The organism is Brevundimonas sp. LF-1 (assembly GCF_037055305.1).
In the GTDB taxonomy this organism is placed as follows: Bacteria; Pseudomonadota; Alphaproteobacteria; order Caulobacterales; family Caulobacteraceae; genus Brevundimonas; species Brevundimonas sanguinis.
In genome coordinates this window covers 393,195-415,560 of record NZ_CP146349.1, presented here as the reverse complement: position 1 = coordinate 415,560, position 22,366 = coordinate 393,195, and the positions used below count along the sequence as shown (strand labels likewise).

The following is a 22,366-nucleotide window of genomic DNA, read 5'->3' as shown; positions in this document are numbered from 1 at the left end:
TGGGGAGGGGGACCGCGAAGCGGTGGAGGGGCTGCATCCATCGCAAGGGGTTACTGTCGCGCGACGGAAAAAGAGCCCCTCCGTCTCGTCGGCTGCGCCGACGATCCACCTCCCCATCCGAGATGGGGAGGAGATCAAGACGCCGCGCTTAAAACGCCTCGGCGGGCATCTGCATCAGCACCTCGGCGCCGGACTTCAGCTTCTTCAGGTGCGCCCCGGCGTCGGGCAGGATGCGCTCGACGAAGTAGCGGCCGGTCATCAGCTTGTTGGCGTAATAGGGATCGGCGTCCCCGGCGGCGATCTTCGCCTGCGCCGCCTTGGCCATCTGCGCCCACAGGAAGGCGTAGGCCGTCAGGCCGAAGATGTTGAGGTAGTCGGTCGAGGCCGCCGCCGCATTGTCCGGGTTGGCCATGCCGTTCTGCATCAGCCACATGGTGGCCTCCTGCAGCTTCTTCTTGGCGTCGGCCAGGCCCTCGACGAAGGGCTTGATGGCCTCGTCGTCGCCGTTCTCGCTGACGAAGGCGTCGATGTCGGCGAACCAGCTCATGATGGCGCGGCCGCCGTTGGCGGGCAGCTTGCGACCCACCAGATCCAGCGCCTGGATGCCGTTGGTGCCTTCATAGATCATGGTGATCCGCGCATCGCGCAGATACTGCGAGGCGGGGAAGTGCTCGGTGTAGCCCGAACCGCCGTGGACCTGCATCGCCAGCGAGGCGACGTGGAATCCCTTGTCGGTCAGATAGGCCTTCAGCACCGGCGTGATCAGGCCCATGTAATCCTTCGCCTTGGTGGCGACGGCTTCATCGGCGGCCTTCTGCAGGTCGGCCTGCAGCGCGGTCCACAGGATGAAGGCGCGGCCGCCTTCGACGAAGGCCTTGGCTTCCAGCAGCATCCGGCGCACGTCCGGGTGGACCATGATCGGATCGGCCGGGCCGTCCGGGTTCTTCGGTCCGGTCAGGCTGCGGCCCTGCAGGCGGTCGTTGGCGAACTCGACGGCGGCCTGATAGGCGGCGTCGCCGATGGCCAGCCCTTGCAGGCCGGTCCCCAGACGGGCCTCGTTCATGACCACGAACATGTTGTTCATGCCCCGGCCTTCTTCGCCGATCAGCCAGCCCTTGGCGTTCTCATAGGCCATGACGCAGGTGGCGTTGCCGTGGATGCCCATCTTGTGCTCAAGGCCGGCGCAGGACACGCCGTTGCGCTCGCCCAGCGAGCCGTCCTCATTCACCAGGAACTTGGGCACGACGAACAGGCTCAGGCCCTTGATGCCCGGAACCGCGCCTTCGACGCGGGCCAGCACCGTGTGGATGATGTTGTCGGCGAAGTCGTGCTCGCCCGCCGAGATCCAGATCTTCTGGCCGGTGATCGAATAGGAGCCGTCGTCGTTCTTGACCGCCTTGGTGCGGACCATGCCCAGATCGGTGCCGCACTGCGGCTCGGTCAGGTTCATGGTGCCGGTCCATTCGCCCGACGCCATCTTCGGCAGATACTTCTGCTTGATCTCGTCCGAGGCGCTGGCCTCGATGCCGTGGAAGGCACCGCTGGTCAGGCCCGGATACATGGAGAAGGCGGCGCTGGCGGCGGCGGTGAACTGGCCCACCGCGCTGGACACCACCGACGGCATGCCCTGACCGCCGAACTCGGTGCTGAAGCCCAGCGAGGGCCAGCCGGCCTCGACCATCTGATGATAGGCTTCCTTCCACCCCTTGGGCGTGGTCACCACGTCGCCCTCGATGCGGCAGCCTTCCAGATCGCCGGGACGGTTGATCGGGGCGATGACCTCTTCGGCGAACTTGCCGCCTTCCTCGATGATCTGGTCGATCAGGTCGCGCGACAGATCGGCGTCGGGCAGTTGGTTGCCGTAGGTCTCGACCTGCAGAACGTCATGCAGGACGAAGGACAGGTCGCGGACGGGCGCCTTATAGGTCATGGGATCACGCTCTCGCTTTGAAGGTCAGGAAATGGTCGTCGGGGTCGTTGAGCCGCTCGCTCAGCAGGCTGGCGTAGGCCTCGGCGCCCGGCAAAAGGTCGGGACGGTGTTCGCCCAGGGTCTTTTCCATCCAGGCGCAGGCGGCCTCGGCCGTCTCGATGGCGCCTTCGATGTCTTCCAGCTGCTGCTTCAGCGCCTCGATACGGGCGCGATGGCGCGGCAGGGCGATGGCCATCTGATGGACGTTGTGGTCTTTCTGATCATACAGATCCAGCATCTCCTGGATCTCAACCAGGGTGAAGCCGATGCGCCGGCCGCGCATGATCAGCTTCAGCCGAGCCCGGTCGCGCGGCCCATAGACCCGCGTCTGCCCTTTACGCGACGGCGTCAGCAGGCCCTTGTCCTCATAGAAGCGAAGGGCGCGCGCGGTCGCGCCGAACTCACGGCATAGCTGCCGTATGGAATAGGTGCGATGTTCGTCTGCGATCGACATGCCGTCTTGATAACTTGACGCGGACGTAAAGGGAAGCTTTCGACGCGCCCGGCTACGAAGTTGTGAACGGCTCAAAGAAAAGGCCGCGACCGGGGTTGGGTCGCGGCCTTCGTATTCGCAGGCCCTCAGGGGAGGGGGAGAAGCGGGCCTGCAAATCGGATCGGGAAGGGGCGTCGGCTCAGCGGCGACGCAGCCACAGCACCGGCGCCGTGATGGCGATCAAGACGACGTTGGTCAGGCTCAGGCCCATGTCGAGGTTGAAGGCGTGGACGCCCAGGGCGACGACCTCGAGGATCAGCAGACCCGCTGTCGCCGTCAGCAGCAGCGGACGGCCGAACCGCCATGAAATCAGCGGCGTCAGCACCATCAGGGCCAGCGCCATCTCGGCGACGCCGACGCCGCGCACAAAGGTCTCGCTGACGAGGGCCGGCCACTGCATCAGCACGATGAGGTTCTGCATCGGCTCGGACAGCTTGGCGTAGCCGGCGGCGAGGAAGAACATGGCGATCCAGCCCTGGAAGGTCCAAAGCGTGATGTTCAGATAATCGGCGCGGGCGCGCGCCTGATGGGGCGTCAAGGTGGTCGTCGTCATGGCCGTAACCGTTAATTCGCAACAGCTACAACATCAGTTGCTGTGTGCTGACTTGCAAGCGGCTGAAACAATCTGTGATCAGGCTGGCGGAAGGTCGTGGCGACAGCGAGGCTGAAACCACATTCCCCGTAACCCAGCCGGGATCATCCGCCTCTAAGCCGAGCCGTATTTTGAGTCAACGCGCGATGACATCAATTGATGACTTAGGGCGCAGCCTTGCAAAATTCCGTTCATCCCCGCGGAGGCGGGGACCCAGTTCGGTGGCCGCAAAGCGTGAGGTTGGGGAGAATGGTCTTCGGGCGCGCGCCGCCCTCACTGGGTCCTCGCCTCCGCGGGGATGAGCGGGACGATCACAAACTCCACGCTTCCCTTGCCATCTCCAGCCGGGCCAGTTTGGCCTTCAGCGGCGCCCAGTCGTCGGCCGCGTCAATGGCGCTCCACAGGGCCTCGACCTCGTCGATCAGCAGCTCTTCGGGTTCGGGCGCGGCGAACATCGGATGCTCCAGCCGCTCGGGCCGGTCGGGCTCATGCTCCATCAGGGCGAAGCGGAAGGCGTCGAAGGCCTCGCCCTGATAGGTCTTGCCGCGCACCCCGCCCAGCGCCCGCGCCGCCGAGCTGAACCCGCCGAACCAGTCGAAGAAGATCGGCTCCCAGCGCAGAGCCTCCTTCTTCTCGCGCGCCAGCGCCAGCGTCGCGTCCAGCAGCCGCTGATCCGCCGCCTCGCCCAGGCTCTTGACGCCCAGCCGGTTCAGGAAGGCCGCGCGCAGGTGGCGGATATAGGCCGGGCCGAAACCGTTCAGCGCCGCCGCCAAATCCGCGACTTGCGGCTCCGACTCGGCGATCAGCTTCAGACACCCCGCCAGCTGGGTCAGGTTCCAGAACACCGCCTCGGGCTGGCGCGCGAAAGCGTAAAGGCCGTTCTGGTCGAAATAGGCGGCGGTGAAGCCGGGCTCGTAATGGGGCAGGAAGCGCCACGGGCCGTAGTCGAAGCTCTCGCCCGCGACGTTCAGATTGTCGGTGTTCAGCACGCCGTGGACGAAGCCCGCCGCGATCCATTGGGCTGTCAGCGCCGCCGAGGCCTCGACCACCGCCGCCAGGAAGCCGGGCGCGTCGCCCGGCGCGACTGCCGGATGATACAGGCTGCGCGCGTGCTCCATCAGCGCCTCGATCTGGTCCTTGCGCCCGTAATAGGCGGCGCGCTGGAAGGTCCCGAAGCGGATATGGCTGTGCGACAGCCGCACCATGACGGCTGATCGCGTCGGCGACGGCTCGTCGTGCCGCTCCAGATCCTCGCCCGTCTCGATCAGCGACAGGATGCGGCAGGTCGGCACGCCCAGGCTCTCCAGCATGGCCGCCGCCAGCGCCTCGCGCACCCCGCCCTTCAGCGTCAGCCGCCCGTCCGCATGACGCGACCACGGCGTCTGGCCCGAGCCTTTGGTGCCCAGGTCGAGAAGGCGAGTTGGAAGAGCGCTATCGCTCGCGACGCGGTCGCTCGCTGCTTGAGCGCCGCTCACCTCCCGCATCTGCGCCGCCAGAAAGCCGCGCCCGTCGCCGATCTCGGGGTTGTACACGCGGAACTGGTGGCCGTGGTAGCGCATGGCCACGGGGCCGGGCTGGCCGGGCAGGGGGTCGAACCGGCCGAAATGGGCGATCCATTCGGCGTCGCTCAGCGTCTCCAGCCCTACCGTCGCCGCCGCCCGGTCGTTGCGCAGGCGCAAGATCGTCTGCGGGAAGTCGGCCGGCTTCACGGCGTCGCCGTATTCGGCGCCCAGTTCAAAAAAGCGGGGGTCGGGGCGATAGGCGGGGGAGACGGGCATGGGCGGCAGATGCCCCTTCGCAGCGCATTTCGCAACCGCGAGGCCGATCCGGCGCGGCGGGGTTGAACCTTGCGGCCCGATCCGTATTTTCACCGGCAGAGATCAGGCCCCGCGCGGCATCGCCCAGGGGTCAGGCCGGCGCCGCCTTGCGCGCGAATCCGGTCCGGCGTCCGTCGATAACCTGACGCCACGACAGACCCTCTCGCTGTTTCGGAGACCTTCGTGGCCAGAAAACATACGCTCGCCTTTCTCAAGACCGAGGCCGGTTCCGGCGCCGTCCTGGGCTTCGCCGCCCTGGCGGCGCTGATCGTCGCCAACTCGCCCTGGTCGGCGGATTATTTCGCCTGGCTCAAGAGCGTTCACGCCGTTCAGATCGGCCCCCTGCGGCTGGAGGAGACGATCTCCGACTGGATCAAGGAAGGCCTGATGGCGGTCTTCTTCCTAATCGTCGGCCTTGAAATCAAATATGAGGTCCTGAAGGGCGAACTCAGCAATCCCAAGAAGCTGGCCCTGCCCATTCTGGCGGCGCTGGGCGGCATGGCGGTCCCGGGCCTGGTCTATCTGGCCGTCGCCGGAACGCTGGGCGGCCCCACGCAGGGATGGCCCATTCCGCTGGCCACCGACATCGCCTTCGCCCTGGCCGTTTTCGCCATGGTGGGGCGCAGCCTGCCCGCGTCGCTGCGCGTCTTCCTGCTGACCCTGGCCATTGTCGACGACCTGGGCGCCATCGCCTTGATCGCCATCCTGTTCAGCCAGGGCGTTCAGTGGGTTCCGCTGCTGGCGGCGCTGGGCGTGATCGCCGTCTTCGCGGTGCTGGGCCGCCGCCGGATGGCCGCCGCCTTCTGGGTGCTGGGCTTCGCCGCCGTCTGGTATCTGACGGTGCTGTCCGGCCTGTCGACGTCGCTGACGGCCGTGGCCTTCGCCCTGATCGTGCCGGTCGATCCGCGTCGCGAGACCTCGCAGAGCCCGCTCAAGGACGCCATGCACGACCTGCACCCCTATGTGGCCTATCTGGTCCTGCCGCTGTTCGCCTTCGCCAAGGCGGGGGTCTCCTTCGCCGGCCTGTCGTTGGAGCAGGCCTTCGCCCCGCTCGTCGTCGCCATCGCCCTGGGTCTGTTCATCGGCAAGCAGATCGGCGTCTTCGGCGTGGCCTGGCTGGCGGTCAAGCTGGGGCTGGGCGACAAGCCGTCGGGCGCTGGCTGGATGCAGCTTTACGGCGTCAGCCTGCTGTGCGGCATCGGCTTCACCATGAGCCTGTTCATCGGCGTCCTGGCCTTCCCCGGCGCCGTGGACTCCGTCGAGCAGATCGAGGTCAAGCTGGGCGTCATCGGCGGCTCCCTGCTGTCGGGTCTGGCTGCGGCCGTGATTCTGTCGCTGGCCGATGCGGCGCAAAAGAAAAGACGCCATTTGAAATCAGTCGCTTCGGCTGAGTGATCGCCGATAACATTGACCTAACGTCAGTATATTTGTCGCTTTATCGCCACAGATGAGGCGGGGGCGAGGGAATTTATCGTCCCTCACGTGGCCTTTGCTTGTCGGTGACTGGGGCATGGACTACCCCTTTGTGCTGAGAACCCGCGCCGTCCAATGAGCGCGGATCATCAGGGACAGGAATCGCGCGCGGCCGCGAAATGCGGCCGGGCCCACAGAGTCGGGGAGCCGCCTTATGCGTTTGAACCACATCCTTCGCTGCACCGCTTCGGTCGCCGTCGTCGGCGTCGCGGCCTTCGGCTTCGCAGGCGCCGCCGCGGCCCAGGAGGGGCCCACCACGGTCGACGACATCATCGTCACCGCCCAGAAGCGCGAACAGAGCCTGCAGGACGTGCCGATCGTGGTCACCACCCTGTCGCAGGCCGCGCTGGAAGGCGCCGGGGTGCGCGACATCAAGGATCTGCAGATCCTGACGCCGGGCATGACCGTCACCTCGACCCAGTCCGAGACCTCGACCACCGCCCGCATCCGCGGCGTCGGCACCGTGGGCGACAACCCCGGCCTGGAAAGCTCGGTCGGCGTGGTCATCGACGGCGTCTACCGCTCGCGCAACGGCGTCGGCTTCGGCGACCTGGGCGAACTGAGCCGCATCGAGGTGCTGAAGGGGCCGCAGGGCACCCTGTTCGGCAAGAACACCTCGGCCGGCGTCATCAACATCATCTCCGAGGCGCCGTCCTTCACGCCGGGCTTCGAGGCCGAGGCCACCTACGGCAACTTCGGCGCCTGGGGCATCGCCGGCTCGGTCACCGGCCCGCTCAGCGAAAAGGTCGCCGGCCGCCTCTACATGGCCAAGCGCGAGCGCGACGGCTTCTACGACGTGGTCACCGGCGCCGGTCCGCGTCAGGAGACCGACGACCAGAACCAGAACTTCTGGACCGCGCGCGGCCAGCTGCTGATCCTGCCCTCGGACGACGTCTCGATCCGGCTGATCGCCGACTATTCCAAGCGCGACGAATACTGCTGCGTCTCGACCCAGATCCGCACCGGCCCCACCGTCGCCTTCATCAACGCGGTCGGCGGTCAGCAGGCCGCCCCGGCGCCGGGCTTCGGCGAACTGCCCTTCTCGCGCACGGCCTACGCCAACCGCGGCACCGGCCAGACCATGGAAGACATGGGCTTCTCGGCCGAGGCCAACATCGACATTCCGTCGTGGAACGCCACCTTCACCTCGCTCAGCTCCTGGCGGAACTGGTCGGGCGTCAACGGCATGGATCTCGACTACACCACCGCCGATCTGCTCTATCGCGTGGATGACGGCGGCTACGGCTTCGAGCTCGAGAACCTGACCCAGGAGTTCCGTCTGGCCGGCGCGACCGACCGCCTCGACTGGCTGGTCGGCGCCTTCATGACCCGCGAGAACATCGACCGCGCCGACAGCTACTGGTACGGGGCGGGCTACACGCCTTTCCTGTCGCTGCTGATCTCCAGCCAGTTGAACGCCGGTTCGAGCGCCATCCCGATCAGCCCGAATATCATCGGCTGCATAACCCGTCCGGGGACGACGGCGCAGTTCCTGGCCGGTTGTCTGGCGACCGGCGGCATGGCGCCTTCGGGTCCGACGGCGCCCACCGGCCCCGGGTTCGGCACGGGTCATGGCGTCCAGGATCACTACAGCCAGACGACCGAATCCATCGCCGTCTTCACCAACAACACCCTGCATCTGACCGACAAGTTCGACGTCACCCTGGGGCTGCGTTACACCCTGGACGACAAACGCCTGCTCGGCGTCCAGGACAATCTGGGAGCCAATGGCGCGGCCTGCGGCGGCGCCCTGGGCAATATCGCGGCGATGACCGGAGCGCTGATGGGCGCGGGCCTGCCTGCGGCCGCGGCCCAGACCACCGCCGGGCGCCTGGCGTCCAACCTCTGCCTGCCGTGGGCCAACCCGCTGTTCGACAACCGTCGCATTTCGGAAAACCACGACAACGGCGAGCTGAGCGGCACCCTCAAGGGCAGCTATCGCTTCAACGACAGCGTGATGGCCTACGCCTCCTACGCGCGCGGCTACAAGTCGTTCGGCTACAACATGGACCGGGTGCAGGGGCCCACGGCGACCAATCCGCTGCCGGTCAACCCCAGCAGCTCCCTGCTGTTCCCGTCCGAGACGGTCGACAGCTATGAAATCGGGCTGAAGAACACCCTGTTCAACCGTTCGGTGCTGTTCAACATCACCTACTTCAACCAGAAGTTCGAGGACTTCCAGCTCAACACCTTCCTGGGCACGGCCTTCGTGGTCGAATCCATTCCTGAGCTGACCTCCGAGGGCGTCGACGCCGACTTCGTCTGGTTCACCCCGGTCGAGGGCCTGTCGTTCTCGGGCGGCGTGACCTACACGGACACCAAATACGGCGAGTTCACCGCCGCCGACCTGGCCAACCCCGGCAACTTCCCGCAGCTGTCGCTGCTGCCGGGCGCCCGCGCCTCCTTCGCGCCGGAATGGTCGGCCACGGCGGCCATGTCGTTCGACCGCTCGATCGGCTCGGGCATGAAGGTGGGCCTGAACCTGTCGGCGAAGTATTCGACCGAGTTCAACACCGGCTCGGACCTGCTGCCGTACAAGATGCAGGACGCCATGACCTTGCTGAACGGCCGCGTCACCCTGGGTTCGGAAGACGAACGCTGGGCGCTGGACCTGTGGGCCCAGAACCTGACGGACGAAGAGTATAAGCAGGTCGCCATCAACGCCCCGCTGCAAGGCTCGGCCTTCCAGACCACGGTCCAGCCGAACGGCACCTACTACAACCCGGCGCTGGACACCCAGACCTACAACGCCTTCATGGGCCAGCCGCGCACCTACGGCGTGACCCTGCGCGTCCGCTACTGATCTCAGCGGAGCGTCTGACCATAGGGGCGGGCCGGAGCGATCCGGCCCGCCTTTTTCTTATGTGTTCTTCCCTCTCCCGGCGGGAGAGGGCTTAAGCGCACGAGAGCGCAGCGATCGTTCTTGCGCGAAAGGGTGAGGGGCTTGTCCTGTCAGTCGGCATCAGCCGTCGCAGCGGCGGGTGGTCGGCCGCGAACCCTCACCCTTTCGCCTTCGCCAATCGCTGACGCTCTTGGAGGCTCAAGCCCTCTCCCATCGGGAGAGGGGACGCCCATAGAAAAAGCCCCCGGCCATGCGACCGGGGGCTTTCCTGTTTTCAGCGCCTGAGATTCGCCTCACTCCGCCGGCGTGTGGCTCTCTCCGGCCATCCGCCTCTGCCCGGCGAACATCCGATTCAGCGTCCGCCGTCCAAAGCCGGCGATGTCGTCAATGATAGTGAACACCGCCGGGATGTAGAGCAGCGACAGGAAGGTCGAGGAGATCAGCCCGCCCAGCACCGCCACGGCCATCGGCGAGCGGAACTCCACGTCGGCGCCCCAGCCGATGGCGATGGGCACCATGCCCGCCCCCATGGCGAAGGTGGTCATCAGGATCGGCCGCGCCCGCTTGTGGGCGGCGTCCATGATGGCGTCGAAACGGCTCAGACCGCTCTTCTCGGCCATGATGATGTAGTCGACCAGCAGGATGGAGTTCTTGGCCGCGATCCCCATCAGCATCAGCACCCCGATCAGGGCCGACATCGAGAAGCTCTTGCCGGCGATCACCAGGGCGATGAAGGCGCCGCCGATGGCCAGGGGCAGGGCCGCCATGATGGTGACCGGATAGGCGAAGCTTTTGAACAGCAGGGTCAGCACCGCATACATCAGCAGGATGCCCGACAGGAAGGCGATGCCGAAGCCGATCAGCATCTCCTGGATGAACTCGGCGTCCCCGGCCGGGACCTGTCGCACGCCGTTGGGCAGGCTCTTGACCGAGGGCAGACGGTTCACCGCCTGACCGGCGGCGCCGGTGGTGATGCCGTCCAGCTCGGCCGTGATCGAGGCGATGCGCGAGCGGTCCTGACGGCTGACCGTGGCCGGCCCGGCGCCGAACTCGATGTCGGCCACCGCGCTCAGCGGCACCGAGGCGCCCGAGGCGGTCGGCACGCGCAGGCTCTCCAGCACGTTCAGGTCCTCGCGCGCCGCCTCGGTCAGCTGCAGGCGAATGGGGATCTGACGGTCGCCCAGATTATATTTCGGCAGGTTCTGATCGACGTCGCCGATCGTGGCGACGCGCACCGCCTGCGAGATGGCCCCTGCCGAGACGCCCAGCAGCGCCGCCTCGTCCGGGCGCGGCGTGACCAGGATTTCCGGGCGGGCGATGGCGGCCGTATTGACCACATTGGCCAGGCCCGGCACGCCGCGCATCTCGTCTTCCACCTTGCGGGCGGCCGCTTCCAGCGTCGCCGGATCGTCGCCCAGGATGGAGAAGGTGTAGCTGGTGCCGTCGCCCGGGCCGCCGCCCTGCTGGGCGATGCCGGCGCGGATGCGGGCGCCGGGGATCTGCTTCAGCTCATCGACCATGACGCGGGCGAAGGCCTGCTGGCTCAGGTCGCGCTGACCCTTGGGCACCATGTCGGCGTAGACATTGGCCTGATTGACCGCCTGGCCGCCGACGGCGGCGTAGACCGAGGTGACCTCGGGCCGGGCGTTCAGCGTCTGGGTCACCTGCCGCACCACGGCGTCGGTCTGGCGCAGGGTGGCGCCCGGCGGCAGCTCGATCTGGAAGGCCGCGCGGCCCTCGTCGGCGGGCGACATGAACTCGAACGACATCTTGGCGACCACGGACAGGCCGATCGAGCCGAACAGGAAGGCCGCGCCCATGACGAAGACGATCCAGCGATGGCGCAGGCACCACTTCAGCGCGCGCAGATAGCCCGCCATCCAGAAGGGGTCCTTGTCCTCATGGTGTGTGTGCTTGAGCATATAGGCCGCCATCAGCGGCGTCAGCAGACGCGCCACCACCAGCGAGAAGAAGACGCTGATGCAGGCGGCCAGCGCAAAGGCCTTGAAGAACTGGCCGATGATGCCAGGCATGAAGCCGACGGGCGCGAACACGGCGATGATGGTGCCGGTCGTCGCCACGACCGCCAGGCCGATCTCGTCGGCGGCCTCGAAGGCGGCGTCATAGGGCGGCTTGCCGTCGCGCATGTGGCGCACGATGTTCTCGATCTCGACGATGGCGTCGTCGACCAGGATGCCGATCGTCAGCGACAGGGCCAGCAGCGTCACCACGTTCAGCGACTGGTCCATCGGCCCCAGGATGGCGAAGGTGGGGATCAGCGACATCGGCATGGCCGTCGCCGCGATCAGGGTCGCGCGCCAGTCGCGCAAGAATATCCACACCACGATGACGGCCAGGACCGCGCCCAGGATCAGCGCCTCCAGCGAGGCGAGGTAGGATTCCTCGATGTATTTCACGCTGGAGGTGACCTGTTCGATGGTCAGGTCCGGGTGGCGCTCGTCGATCTTCTCGACCTCGGCGCGCACCTTTTCGGAGACCTTGACCTCGCTGGCCTCGCGCGAGCGCAGGAAGTTGAAGGTCACGGCCTCCTGGCCGTTGTAGCGGGCCAGACGGCGCGGCTCGCTCCACTTGTCGACCACCACGCCCAGGTCGCCCAGGCGCACGTTCTTTCCGTCGCCGACCGGCACCAGGGTCTCGCGCAGCTGTTCGACCGAACCGGCGGCGCCCAGCGTGCGCACCGCGCGCTCCGATCCGGCGATGGTGACGCGCCCGCCCGGCAGGTTGTTGTTGACGTTGGTCAGGGCCTGGCTGACCTGCGCCGCCGTGACGCCGTAGGCGCTCAGACGCTGCGGATCCAGCTCGACGCGGATCTCGCGGTCCACCCCGCCCGAACGGTTGACCTCGCCGACGCCGCCCAGCGCCAGCAGGGCGCGGCTGACCTCATTGTCGATGAACCAGCTGATCTGTTCCGGCGTCATCGTTTCCGAGCGCACCACATAGGTGATCAGGGCGTCGCCGGTGATGTCGATGCGCTGGACCGTCGGTTCCTGCATGTCCTGCGGCAGGCTGGCGCGCACCCCGCTCATGGCGTTGCGCACGTCGTTGGTGGCGCGTTCGGTGTCGGTGCCCAGCTCGAACTCGATGGTGGTCGAAGACACCCCGTCCGAGACGTTGGAATAGATGTGGCGCACGCCCGACAGGCCGGCGATCGAATCCTCGATCACCCGCGTGACCTGCACCTCCATCTCGGTCGGGGCGGCGCCGGGGCGCGCGGCCGTGACTGCGACCAGGGGGAAGTCGATGTCGGGGTTGTTGTTGATCCGCATCCCGGCGAAGCCGGTCACCCCGCCCAGTGTCAGCAGCAGGAACAGCAGGATGACGGGGATGGGGTTCTTGATCGCCCAGGCGGAAATCTGGTTCATGGCCGGGCCTTACTTCTTGGCGGGCGCTTGGGCGGCGGGAGCCGGAGCGGCGGCGGCGGCGCCGGCCTTGGGCGCCGCCACCGTCACCTTGTCGCCGTCGTTCAGGAAGCCGGCGCCGGCCACCACGACCCGCACCCCGGCCTCCACCCCTCGACCGAGGTCTGGTCGTCGTTGCGCGACAGCACCGTCACCGGGGCGAAGCGCACCGAGGAGTCGGCGTTCAGCACGAAGACGCCGGACTTGTTGCTGCGGTACAGGACCGCGTCGGTCGGCACCACCGTGGCCGGACGGGCGCCCGCCTCGATGGCGGCGCGGGCGAACATGCCCGGCTTCAGCGCGCTGCCGGGCGACAGGCTGATGCGCGCCAGCCCCAGGCGGGTCTGAGGATTGACCTCAGGCGTGACGATGCGGACCGTGCCGGTCGTCGATCCGGCCTGGCTGGAGGTTATGGCCGCGCTCTGCCCGGCCTGGATCAGCGGCAGTTCGGTCTCGGGCACCTGGGCGTCCAGCTCCAGGCGGCCGTCGCGCACCATGCGGAACAGTTCGGTCCCGGCGTCGATGATCTGGCCCTTGGTGACGCTGCGGCTGATGATCAGCCCGCTGACCGGCGCGCGGATGGTGGCCTGCGACAGGCGTGTCTGGGTCTCGGACAGCGAGGCGCGCGCCGCAGCCAGATTGGCCGTCGAGGCGCGCTGGTTGGCCAGGGCCGTATCCAGCGCCGCCTGGCTGAGGAAGCCGCGCTCCTTCAGTTCCTGCGCGCGGGCCAGGGCGGCGTCGTCGCGCGCGGCGTTGGCCTCGGCCGTCTGCACCGCCGCCTGCTGCTGGCGCACCTGGGCCCGCAGCAGCACGTCGTTCATCTGCACCAGCGGCTGGCCCTGTCGGACGTAAGAGCCTTCATCGACATAGACGGTCGTCGCCGTCAGCCCGCCGGTCTCGGCGCCGACCGGCACCTCTTCCCAGGCGGTGACGGTGCCCGAGGCGACCACCGTGCGGGGCAGGGCGACCGTCGTGGCCGTCGCCGCGCTGACGGTCTGGCGCGAGGCGCCGGGCTCCTTTTCCTTGGGGGCCTCGCCGTGTCCGCCGCAGGCGGCCAGGGTCAGGCTCGCGCACAGCGCCGCGGCCAGGGCGCCGGTCAGTGGGGCCGAAAAGCGTCGAGAGGTCGCCACGTGCGGATATCCTGGGAGGTTGAGCATTCAGTCAGGCGCGCGCCAACCTTCTGTCCGACGGCGCGGGCATAGCAACGCTGTTTAACCCTTCGGCGATCCCCGCTCAAACGACTCGATCGCAATTACAGAGAAGTAATCTGCGGGGGGGCCGTCGAGAGACGCTTCAAATAGGCGACAGGGGTCAGGGCCGCTCCCGGGCCGGCAGGGCGGCGACTTCGGCGTCGGTCAGGCCTTTGACCATACGAACGCTGCACGGCGTGTTGTCAAAGTCCCGAGGCGCCGAGACGATGCGGGTCCAGTCGCCCACGCACAGGCGGGTCAGCCCGCCGTTCGGCTTGAAGCCGATGGCCAGCGCATTCTCCAGGTCCGGACAGACGCCCAGGGTCTCCAACTGATAGACCGACTTCGACCCCGTGCGCACATAGACGTTGCGCCCGTCGTTCGAGACGCGGAAATTGCGAATGTCGCGCTGGAAGATGCACTGGCGCGCCGTCGCGTTCGCGGCGGTCTGGCCGCTGCTGCCGCCATTGGGCCCGCCGTTGACCGGCGCGCAAGCGGCGATGGTGAAGGTCGCGGCCAGAAGAGCCGGAGCCATAGCGAGACGAAGGGTCATGACGCTGCCTCGGTTGACGTCGATCAGGGCGGTGCGCCCGGTCTGAACCAGGCCAGTGGCGTTATGCACGACAACGCCGGGCGCGCGCGCTGGTTTCGCTTAAACGGCGTTATCGCCTTCGGTCAGCCAACGGGTCGCCGACAGCCGGCGCGCCGCCTCGGCGCTCAGGGGCGAGGGCCGCCCCATGGCCAGGGCCGCCAGATGCTCGCCCAGCAGGGGGCGACGCAGAAGCCGCGCGAGCCCAGACCGGTCAGGACGAACAGGCCGGGCCGCCATCGGCCGCACAGGGGCAGGCGGTCAGGCGTCGTGGCGCGCACGGCCGCGCGGCGCCCCGCGCCTGAGCAGGCGCGGCCTCGACGCGCGCAGCGCATTGGGGCAGGGCGGCGCCGAGGGTCGCCCGGTTGCGGGCGCTGGCCTCGTCGGACGCCTCGGGCGTTTCGACGCCCCGGTCGTGGGTGGCGCCGTAGAGCATCCCCCGCCCGGTCGGCGCCGCATAGCCGCCCCAGGCCGCCGGGACGCTCGGGCCGGGCGCCGCTTCGTCCTCGATCCAGTCCGCCTGTCCGGCCACGGGCGACAGCGGCAGGTCGGGCTCCAGCCGCGCCGTCCCCCAGCCCGCCGCCAGCACCGCGGCGTCCGCCTCGATCAGCACGGCGCCATCCTCGCCCCGAATGCGCCAGCCGTCCGTCAGCGGCTCCAGCCGCGCCACGCGCCCTGTCATCCGTTCTGCGCCGGTCAGCCAGGGCTCCAGTATGGCGTCGGAGCGCACCGCCAGCGCCAGCGCCATCATCAGTCCGCCGCGCGCGGTCGCCTCGCCCAGATGTCGCGAACAGGCGGCCGCGTCCAGGCGCTGCATCGCCCCTTCGGCCCACAGCTCCTGAGCGGCGATCTTGTCGAAACGGACGGCGTCGCGCGGCGCCTGCTCCAGTTGCAGCACGCCCTCGGCGACCACGGCGCCGGGCAGGGCGCGATAGAGGCTGCCCGCCCGCTCCAGCGCCTGGGCGTGGAAGCCCGCGATCAGGGCGTCCCCCGCATCCAGCCGGGGCGTGACCAGCGACGCGGGAAAGCCCGAGGCCCCCGCGCCCGCCCGTTCGGCCTCGATGACAGTGACGCGCGCGCCCTCGGCGATCAGGGCCCGCGCGACGGCCGCCCCGGCGATCCCGGCGCCGACGACGGCGACGTGGACCGGCCGCTCCGGCCGGGGCTCGCCCGCCATCCGCGCTTCCAGCCGTTCGCGCTTGCGCCCGTGGCCGGGCTTCTTCTCGACCGTAAAGCCGTGCTCGGCCAGACCCCGCCGCACGGCCCCCGCGACGGTGAAGGTGGCCAGCCGCGCGCCGGGCCGAGCGCGCCGCGACCAGCGCCATAATCTCGGGCGACCACATGCCGGGATTCAGCGCCGGCGAAAATCCATCCAGGAACCAGGCGTCGGCCGCGCCCGACCACTGCTCCAGCGCCCATCGCGCATCGCCGACGGCCAGGTCGATCGTCGCCCCCACTGCGGCAGGTCCAGCCGATGAAACCCGGGCGTCCCGGCCGGCCAGACCGCCAGCAGCCCGGCGGCCGTCTCGGCCAGCTCGGGCCAGGCGGCCAGCGCCCGCGCCGCCTCTTCGCGCGTCAGGGGAAGCCTTCGATGGAGAAGACCTTTAGCCGCCCGTTCTCGGGCCGCGTCCGTCGCCACAGGTCCAGCAGGGCGACGATGTTCAGCCCGGTGCCGAAACCTAGCTCGCCCACGGTGAAGGCGGATCGCCCGCTCCACGCCTCCGGCAGGCCGCAGCCCTGCAGGAAGACCGCCCGCGTCTCGGCCAGGCCGTCGTCCTTGGAGAAGTAGACGTCGCCGAATCGGCCCGAGCGGGGCGAGCCGTCCTCGGCCCACACCAGAAGCGGAGAGGCGTCGTCAGGCGCGATGTCGGCGGGATGGGTCATGACGGCCGGTCTATCGACCTGGGCGAGCGGACGAAAGCTGGCCGGAACTATGGGCAAGAAAAAGGGACCGTCCGAAGACGATCCCTTTCTCCATCACGGTCCGGAGACCGCGATTTAAGACTGTGAAGTCTTAGGCAGCCGGGGCGGCCGGAGCAGCAGCCGGAGCGGCGGCGGCGTCGGCGGCCGGAGCAGCGGCGTCAGCCTTGGCGGCTTCGCCAGCGGCCTCGCCAGCAGCGGCGGCGGCGTCGGTGGCGGCGGCGTCGGCCGTAGCAGCGGCGTCGGCAGCGGTGTCGGCGGCGGCGGTGGCGTCGGCAGCGGCGTCTTCAGCCTTGTCGGTGGCGGCGGGTTGGCAAGCAGCCAGGGCCAGAGCGGCGGCCGAAGCGGCGATCAGAGCGGTGATGCGCATAGTTTTCTTCCTTCAGAAGGTAAATGCGAGACCATGAACCTCGCTGAGGGAGTGATAACGGCTTCGTGAGCACAAGCGCAAGCGATTTCTCACGCGTTCGTGAAGACGCCGCGAGCGCATCTCGTTTGTCGATGCGCCGACGCGCCTCGCCGCGCCTCTAGTGGGGCGGAATCGGCGGCGTCGCCGGGTCGGTCGGATCGGCCGGCAGCGGCGTCGGCGGCGAATCCGGGTCCGGCGGCAGGGTCGGAGGGGTCCGCGCCGGAACGGCGTCGCCCGGCGGCGGGTTGGCGGGCGTCATGGCGCCGGGCGCAGCCCTCGAATCCGGCGTGCTCGAGGGTTGGGCGGCCGGGGCGGTCACGCCGTCCGCCCGCTGTGGCGCGCGTTCGCTGCACGCGGACAACAGCAGAACGGCGCCCACGGCGGTCAGGCTCGGCAGAAGGAATCTTGAGGACGGTCGCATCGGACGGCTCCTTTCAGAAACGGCCGCGCACGCGGCCGTGATCTTCAGAGAACCGTCGTGAACGCTCCGTGTTCCGAAAGTCGGATGAAGCGCCCGTCAGGCGTCCATCGGCGCGGCGGCCAGGGCTTCTTCCATTTCAGTGAAGGACGGCTGGGCGGTCGAAGGGATGTCGCCGCGCCCGATCTCGACCGAGATCTGGGCCGCATTGCCGTGCAGGTGGGCCACCAGCACCGACTGGATGATCTTGTAGTAGGCGCCTTCCTCTTCGACGATGGCGTTCAGGCGCGAGGCGAACGGCCCGACCAGCCCATAGGCCAGGAAGACGCCCAGGAAGGTGCCGACCAGGGCGCCGCCGATCATGCCGCCCAGCACCTCGGGCGGTTCGGTGATCGAGCCCATCGTCTTGATGATGCCCAGCACCGCCGCGACGATGCCCAGCGCCGGCAGGCCGTCGGCCAGGGTCTGCAGCGCGTGGGCCGGGGCCAGGGCCTCGTGGTGGTGCTTCTCCAGCTGCTTTTCCATGGCGTCCTCGATCTGGTGCGGATCTTCGAGGTTCATGGTCATCATCCGCAGGGTGTCGCAGATGAAGTCGGTGGCGAAGTGGTCCTTCAACACCTTGGGATACTTCTGGAAGATGGTGCTCTCGGCCGGCTTTTCGATGTGGCTTTCCAGGGCGATCACGCCCTTGGACTTCATCGTCTTGGTCAGCTGGAACAGCAGGCTCAGCAGGTCCTTGTAGTCCTGCTTCTTCCACTTCGGCCCGGCGAAGCATTTGCCCAGCCCGCCCAGGGTGGCCTTGATCACCGGCAGGCTGTTGGAAATCAGGAAGGCCGCGATCCCCGCCCCGAAGATCGCCATCAGCTCATAGGGCAGCGAATAGAGGATGGTCGCCATCTTGCCGCCGTGCAGCAGGAAGCTGCCGAACACCATGGCGAACAGCATGACGATGCCGATGATCTGGAACATGGGGCGAGCGGGCGTCCTGCAGCCGAAGGGTCAGACGCCTTATCGCCGTTAATGCTTAAGGGCGCGTTTCGCGAATCCCGGTTCGGCACAAAAAGAAGAGGACCCTCTCCCTCCCCTTCATGGGGAGGGTGGTCGCGCAGCGACCGGGTGGGGAGGACTTGGTGATCCTGGGCGCAAGGTTCCACAGACTTGGTTGTCTTTCCGGCCTTCGGCGCTCGTCCAGACCAGCCGCCCCCACCCGTCTTCGGCTTCGCCTCAGCCACCCTCCCCATAAAGGGGAGGGAGACAATTAAAGCCGCGTCTCGCCGCTCAGGATCGCCTCGCGCGCCTGGGCGGTCAGCACCTGATATCCCGCCTCGCCGCCGCGCACCCAGACGGGGCCGTCGACCTTGGCCGGGTCGAAGCCGTCGGCGACCAGGTCGACCTTGCGGTATTTGAAGGTGCCGGTGGTGTCGGCCGACTTCAGCATCCGCACGAACACCGGCCGCGCATAGGACGGCAGTTGCTCATCGGTCCAGGCGGCGAAGGCGGCGGGGTCGAACACGCCGTCCATCACCAGGCCGACCATGCCCGCCTTGCCCTCCTGGCCCGGCACGGCGACGCCATAGGCGATGACTTCCTGCACGCCGGGCGCCTCGGACAGGCGCTGCTCGACCTCGGCTGTCGAGACGTTCTCGCCCTTCCAGCGGAAGGTGTCGCCCAGCCGGTCCATGAAATAGAAATAGCCCTGCCGGTCCTGGCGCATCAGGTCGCCGGTGCGGAACCAGCGATCGCCTTTCTTGAACACGTCGGTCAGGATCTTCTTCTGCGACGCCTTCTTGTCGGCATAGCCCGAGAAGTCGTGGCGGATGTCGCTGCCGATCTGGCCGATGGCCTCGCCGGTCTCGCCGACGGCGACGGGCACGCACTGGCCGTTGGGGCCGCGCAGGGGCTCGCCCGTCTCCGGGTCCAGGGCGATCAGGCGGATGTTGATCTGCGACTTCAGATAGCTGGGCACCCGGCCGATGGCGCCCGCCTTGCCGTCGAAGTTGAACAGGGAGACGTTGCCCTCCGTCGAGCCGTAGAACTCCAGAATGTCCTTGATGCGGAACCGGCTCTGGAACTCGGGCCAGACATCGGGGCGCAGGCCGTTGCCGAAGGCCAGCCGCAGCTTGTGAGCCTTCTCGTCCGGATGCGCCGGGCTGTTGACCAGATAGCGGCACAGCTCGCCGATATAGACGAACATCGTCGCGCCCGTCGCCTTCACGTCGGGCCAGAAATGGGTGGCCGAGAAGCGCCGCCGCGTCACCATCCGCCCGCCGTTCAACAGCACCGAACCGACCCCCACCAGCCCGCCGGTCGAGTGATACAGCGGCAGGACGTTGAACAGCACGTCCTTGGGCGTCGAGGCCGTGGCCCCGGCGAAGGCGCGCATATAGGTCCGCACCCGCGAATGCGGCATTCGCGCCGCCTTGGGCAGGCCGGTGGTGCCCGAGGTGTAGATATAGAGGGCGGTGTCGCGGTTGGTCATGCCCTGGCGCAGCGCGCGGTCGGGCCGCACCGAGGAGGCGCTGCGCACGGCGTTGTCCAGGTCGCGGCGGCCGTTGGTCTCGTTTTCCTCGCCCAGGCCGTGGACCCAGATCATCAGATTGCGATCGACCAGGCCGCGCGCGTCCTCGACCGCCTGCCAGCAGTCCTCGTCCGTCACCACGTTGAAGGCGGTCGAAATAGTCAGGCAGTGGGCCAGGGCCGCGCCGGTCAGATTGTTGTTGATCAGGGCGGTGGCCACCCCGACCTTGGAGAAACCGAACCAGGCCGCGACGTATTCCACGCGGTTGTGCATCACCAGGGCGATGACGTCGCTGCGCTTCAGATTGCGGCTCTTGGCCCAGTTGGCGTAGCGGTTCGCCAGCGCCTCGAACTCGCGATAGGTCAGCTTGCGGGTCTCGTCCTCGACGGCGACGTTGGGGCCGAACTTGTCGACCGCCTCCTCGATGTCGTCACAGGCCAGGACGTCGCCGTCCAGGGTGATGGGCTTGATGCGCTTCAGAAGCCGGAACAGCCCGCTCGCGAACTTGATGTCACGCCGGATGTTTGCCGCCAGTCCCATAGGTGCGCCGCCTCTTCCCGATTTGCCTTTGCCAAAGGTGATGAACGGCGCGGGGCGGCGGGTCAACCGGGGGCGGGGACGCAGGCGGAGCCGCCGAACGAAAAGGCAAGCTTCCGCGCCGTTTTCAATGACGTAGCGTCAAGTCTAGCCTCTCAGCGCGCGGCGGGCGCGACGCGCCAGACCGCATCGCCCACGTCATCGGCGACCAGCAGGGCGCCGCGCCGGTCCACGGCGACCCCGACCGGCCGTCCCATCGCCTCGCCCTTTTCATTGCGGAAGCCGGTCAGCACGTCCTGGGGCGGCCCGTCCGGGCGCCCATCGCGGAAGGGCACGAAGATGACCTTGTACCCGGACGGCGGATTGCGGTTCCACGAGCCGTGCTGGCCGATGATCGCCCCGTTGCGCCACTGCGGCAGCAGGTCGCCCGTATAGAAGGTCAGGCCCAGCGAGGCCGTGTGCGACCCCAGGGCGTAGTCGGGCCGGATCGCCCTGGCGACCATCTCGGGCCGGGCGGGCTGCACCCGCTCGTCGACGTTTTGCCCGTAATAGCTCCACGGCCAGCCGTAGAAGCCCCCGCCGTGACCGAGGTCATGTAATCGGGAACCAGATCGTTCCCCAGGGCGTCGCGCTCATTGACCGAGGTCCACAACCGCCCGTCCTGCGGGTTCCAGGCCAGACCGACCGGGTTTCTCAGGCCCGAGGCGAAGACGCGCCGCGCCCCCGTCGCCGCGTCGATCTCCAAAATGGCGGCGCGGTCGACCTCCTCATCCAGCCCGTTTTCGCCGATGTTGGAGTTGGAGCCGACCCCGACATACAGTTTCGTCCCGTCGGCCGAGGCGACCAGGCTCTTGGTCCAGTGGTGATTGCGCCCGGCCGGCAGGTCCGCGACCTTGACCGGCGTGGCGTCGATGCGGGTCTGTCCCGTCCGATAGGGGACTTTGACCAGGGCGTCGGCGTTGGCGACGTAGAGCGTCTCTCCGACCAGAGCCATACCGAAGGGCGAGGTCAGGCCGCCGAGGAAGACGGTCTTCGTCTCGGCGGTCCCGTCGCCATCGGCGTCGCGCAGCAGGCTGATGCGGTCGGCGCTGGGCCGGTCGCCCGACCCGGCGCGCGCCATCACCAGTCCCTCGATCCAGCCGCGCAGGCCGCCCTTCTTCTCCTTCGGCTTGGCCGGTCCCTGGGACTCGGCGACCAGCACGTCGCCGTTGGGCAGGACATAGAGCCAGCGCGGATGATCCAGCCCCGTGGCTAAGGCGTTGGCCGCCAGCCCCGCCGCCGCAACGGGCGCGCGGCCTTGCGGCCAGCCGACGGCCGGGGCGATCTTCACCATCGGCACGCCTTGGGGCTTGGGCGCGGGCAGGTTGGGCGCCGCGCCGAACCCGTCGGTTTCCGGCAGCACGCTTTCGGTGCCGCAGGCCGCAAGCACCATCATCAGGGGCAGTATCAAGAGGCGGCGGCGACCCATGGAACGATCCTCAGCGTGCAGGTAGGGCGGGGTACTCAAGTCGACTGACGTCATAGCCCAGTTCGCCGGCCCGCCGCGTCAGGCGGGCGAGCTGGTCGGCGGTCGGGACGTCCCGCGTATAGATGAAGAGCCGATCGAACGTCGGATCGGCCGAGATGAACCAGCTGTAGTCTTCGGCGCGATCCAGCACCCAGTAATCCCAGGTGACGAAGCCCCAGAAGTATCTGACCCGCAACTTGGCGTTCACGCCCGGGTCCAGGATTTGGCCGCGCCCTTCGATGGCCTTCTCCGGGCCTTCGGGCGTGTCCACCTGGCAGGTGTCGCGCACCGCGACCCGGGCGGGCGGCGAAAAGACATAGGCGCTGGCGCCGGCGACGCAGCCGTCGGTGATCTTCATCGGCAGACGCGCCACCTCATGCCAACGTCCCGACCAAAGGCGCTCCGCGTCGATGGTCTTGAGCGGCTGAGGCGCGCGCACCGCGCTCATCAGCGGGGCCGTGATGCACGCGGCCAGGCTTGCGGCCAGGGCGATAAGGGGCGTCGCGGCGGCGAGACGGCGGGAAATCGGGGCGGCGAGGGGCATGGCTGTCTCCGTGGAACGAACACAGGTTTACGCGCGCGGTTCCATGGCGGATGACTTACGCTCGGCGCGACAGTCGGGAGGGCCTTGAGCGCCTCGCGGGTCACGCCTATCTGCGAAACCACGCCCAGG

At 68.2% G+C, this 22,366-nt stretch carries 16 protein-coding genes and 2 pseudogenes; 2 read left to right on the top strand and 16 right to left on the bottom strand.

The genetic code is table 11. The features are described 5' to 3' along the window. Nucleotides 1-148 precede the first annotated feature (148 nt). From V8F63_RS02215 to V8F63_RS02200, 4 genes are all read right to left on the bottom strand, one after another. The gene (locus V8F63_RS02215) at nt 149-1,930 is read right to left on the bottom strand and encodes an acyl-CoA dehydrogenase C-terminal domain-containing protein (RefSeq protein WP_392354372.1); all 1,782 of its coding nucleotides are present in this window, start codon (nt 1,928-1,930) and stop codon (nt 149-151) included. A gap of 4 nt (nt 1,931-1,934) precedes the next feature. Then, nucleotides 1,935-2,423: a MerR family DNA-binding transcriptional regulator gene (locus V8F63_RS02210; RefSeq protein ID WP_025977732.1), complete on the bottom strand. Its 489-nt coding sequence runs from the start codon at nt 2,421-2,423 to the stop codon at nt 1,935-1,937. Nucleotides 2,424-2,601: 178 nt separating this feature from the next. Continuing rightward, entirely contained in the window at nt 2,602-3,015 is a 414-nt protein-coding gene (locus tag V8F63_RS02205; protein WP_025977731.1) for a DoxX family protein, read from the bottom strand. Nucleotides 3,016-3,365: 350 nt separating this feature from the next. Beyond that, nucleotides 3,366-4,832: a YdiU family protein gene (locus tag V8F63_RS02200; RefSeq protein WP_392354371.1), complete on the bottom strand. Its 1,467-nt coding sequence runs from the start codon at nt 4,830-4,832 to the stop codon at nt 3,366-3,368. A 222-nt stretch (nt 4,833-5,054) separates the two neighbouring features. Between V8F63_RS02200 and nhaA the strand changes: the two genes are divergently transcribed. Together nhaA and V8F63_RS02190 are read left to right on the top strand one after the other, a co-directional pair. Continuing rightward, nucleotides 5,055-6,266 carry a Na+/H+ antiporter NhaA gene (gene nhaA / locus V8F63_RS02195; protein ID WP_025977729.1) on the top strand — a complete coding sequence of 404 codons (1,212 nt, stop codon included), beginning with the start codon at nt 5,055-5,057 and terminating at the stop codon, nt 6,264-6,266. Nucleotides 6,267-6,498: 232 nt separating this feature from the next. Beyond that, nucleotides 6,499-9,147, top strand: a complete 2,649-nt coding sequence (locus tag V8F63_RS02190) for a TonB-dependent receptor (RefSeq protein ID WP_313633304.1) — start codon at nt 6,499-6,501, stop codon at nt 9,145-9,147. 332 nt (nt 9,148-9,479) lie between these two features. On the opposite strand, the gene V8F63_RS02185 is transcribed toward V8F63_RS02190, so the two are convergent. The 12 genes and pseudogenes from V8F63_RS02185 to V8F63_RS02130 all read right to left on the bottom strand — a co-directional run bounded on the left by V8F63_RS02185 (nt 9,480) and on the right by V8F63_RS02130 (nt 22,237). Next, nucleotides 9,480-12,569 (bottom strand): efflux RND transporter permease subunit, encoded by a 3,090-nt coding sequence (locus V8F63_RS02185; protein WP_025977727.1) that lies wholly within the window; start codon nt 12,567-12,569, stop codon nt 9,480-9,482. A gap of 101 nt (nt 12,570-12,670) precedes the next feature. Continuing rightward, complete coding sequence (locus tag V8F63_RS02180; RefSeq protein ID WP_392354370.1) at nt 12,671-13,735, bottom strand: efflux RND transporter periplasmic adaptor subunit; 1,065 nt, start codon at nt 13,733-13,735, stop codon at nt 12,671-12,673. Nucleotides 13,736-13,916: 181 nt separating this feature from the next. Continuing rightward, nucleotides 13,917-14,417, bottom strand: coding sequence for a DUF6491 family protein (locus tag V8F63_RS02175; RefSeq protein ID WP_392354369.1), 501 nt, complete (start codon nt 14,415-14,417; stop codon nt 13,917-13,919). A gap of 181 nt (nt 14,418-14,598) precedes the next feature. Next, nucleotides 14,599-15,561 carry an FAD-dependent oxidoreductase gene (locus V8F63_RS02170; RefSeq protein ID WP_392355016.1) on the bottom strand — a complete coding sequence of 321 codons (963 nt, stop codon included), beginning with the start codon at nt 15,559-15,561 and terminating at the stop codon, nt 14,599-14,601. 57 nt (nt 15,562-15,618) lie between these two features. Continuing rightward, nucleotides 15,619-15,841: pseudogene (locus V8F63_RS02165) on the bottom strand (MnmC family methyltransferase); the annotation flags it as partial. A gap of 118 nt (nt 15,842-15,959) precedes the next feature. Beyond that, nucleotides 15,960-16,268, bottom strand: a complete 309-nt coding sequence (locus tag V8F63_RS02160; protein WP_392354368.1) for a hypothetical protein — start codon at nt 16,266-16,268, stop codon at nt 15,960-15,962. 130 nt (nt 16,269-16,398) lie between these two features. Continuing rightward, on the bottom strand, nt 16,399-16,674 hold the full coding sequence (locus tag V8F63_RS02155; RefSeq protein ID WP_025977723.1) for a hypothetical protein: 276 nt from the start codon (nt 16,672-16,674) through the stop codon (nt 16,399-16,401). Nucleotides 16,675-16,831: 157 nt separating this feature from the next. Then, nucleotides 16,832-17,032, bottom strand: coding sequence for a hypothetical protein (locus V8F63_RS02150; RefSeq protein WP_392354367.1), 201 nt, complete (start codon nt 17,030-17,032; stop codon nt 16,832-16,834). A 198-nt stretch (nt 17,033-17,230) separates the two neighbouring features. After that, nucleotides 17,231-18,100, bottom strand: coding sequence for a flagellar motor stator protein MotA (gene motA, locus V8F63_RS02145; RefSeq protein ID WP_003170169.1), 870 nt, complete (start codon nt 18,098-18,100; stop codon nt 17,231-17,233). Between the two features lie 289 nt (nt 18,101-18,389). Continuing rightward, nucleotides 18,390-20,189 carry a long-chain-acyl-CoA synthetase gene (locus V8F63_RS02140; protein ID WP_278069766.1) on the bottom strand — a complete coding sequence of 600 codons (1,800 nt, stop codon included), beginning with the start codon at nt 20,187-20,189 and terminating at the stop codon, nt 18,390-18,392. Between the two features lie 152 nt (nt 20,190-20,341). Then, a pseudogene (locus V8F63_RS02135) lies at nt 20,342-21,654 on the bottom strand (sorbosone dehydrogenase family protein). Between the two features lie 10 nt (nt 21,655-21,664). Beyond that, nucleotides 21,665-22,237, bottom strand: a complete 573-nt coding sequence (locus tag V8F63_RS02130) for a lipocalin family protein (RefSeq protein WP_392354366.1) — start codon at nt 22,235-22,237, stop codon at nt 21,665-21,667. Nucleotides 22,238-22,366: the final 129 nt, after the last annotated feature.

What these genes read in the sequence shown, in the direction of transcription:
- V8F63_RS02215 (WP_392354372.1), bottom strand. Translation starts at nt 1,930, where the DNA reads ATGACCTATAAGGCGCCCGTCCGCGACCTGTCCTTCGTCCTGCATGAC.
- V8F63_RS02210 (WP_025977732.1), bottom strand. Translation starts at nt 2,423, where the DNA reads ATGTCGATCGCAGACGAACATCGCACCTATTCCATACGGCAGCTATGC.
- V8F63_RS02205 (WP_025977731.1), bottom strand. Translation starts at nt 3,015, where the DNA reads ATGACGACGACCACCTTGACGCCCCATCAGGCGCGCGCCCGCGCCGAT.
- V8F63_RS02200 (WP_392354371.1), bottom strand. Translation starts at nt 4,832, where the DNA reads ATGCCCGTCTCCCCCGCCTATCGCCCCGACCCCCGCTTTTTTGAACTG.
- V8F63_RS02190 (WP_313633304.1), top strand. Translation starts at nt 6,499, where the DNA reads ATGCGTTTGAACCACATCCTTCGCTGCACCGCTTCGGTCGCCGTCGTC.
- V8F63_RS02185 (WP_025977727.1), bottom strand. Translation starts at nt 12,569, where the DNA reads ATGAACCAGATTTCCGCCTGGGCGATCAAGAACCCCATCCCCGTCATC.
- V8F63_RS02170 (WP_392355016.1), bottom strand. Translation starts at nt 15,561, where the DNA reads ATGGCGGGCGAGCCCCGGCCGGAGCGGCCGGTCCACGTCGCCGTCGTC.
- V8F63_RS02160 (WP_392354368.1), bottom strand. Translation starts at nt 16,268, where the DNA reads ATGACCCATCCCGCCGACATCGCGCCTGACGACGCCTCTCCGCTTCTG.
- V8F63_RS02155 (WP_025977723.1), bottom strand. Translation starts at nt 16,674, where the DNA reads ATGCGCATCACCGCTCTGATCGCCGCTTCGGCCGCCGCTCTGGCCCTG.
- motA (WP_003170169.1), bottom strand. Translation starts at nt 18,100, where the DNA reads ATGTTCCAGATCATCGGCATCGTCATGCTGTTCGCCATGGTGTTCGGC.
- V8F63_RS02140 (WP_278069766.1), bottom strand. Translation starts at nt 20,189, where the DNA reads ATGGGACTGGCGGCAAACATCCGGCGTGACATCAAGTTCGCGAGCGGG.
- V8F63_RS02130 (WP_392354366.1), bottom strand. Translation starts at nt 22,237, where the DNA reads ATGCCCCTCGCCGCCCCGATTTCCCGCCGTCTCGCCGCCGCGACGCCC.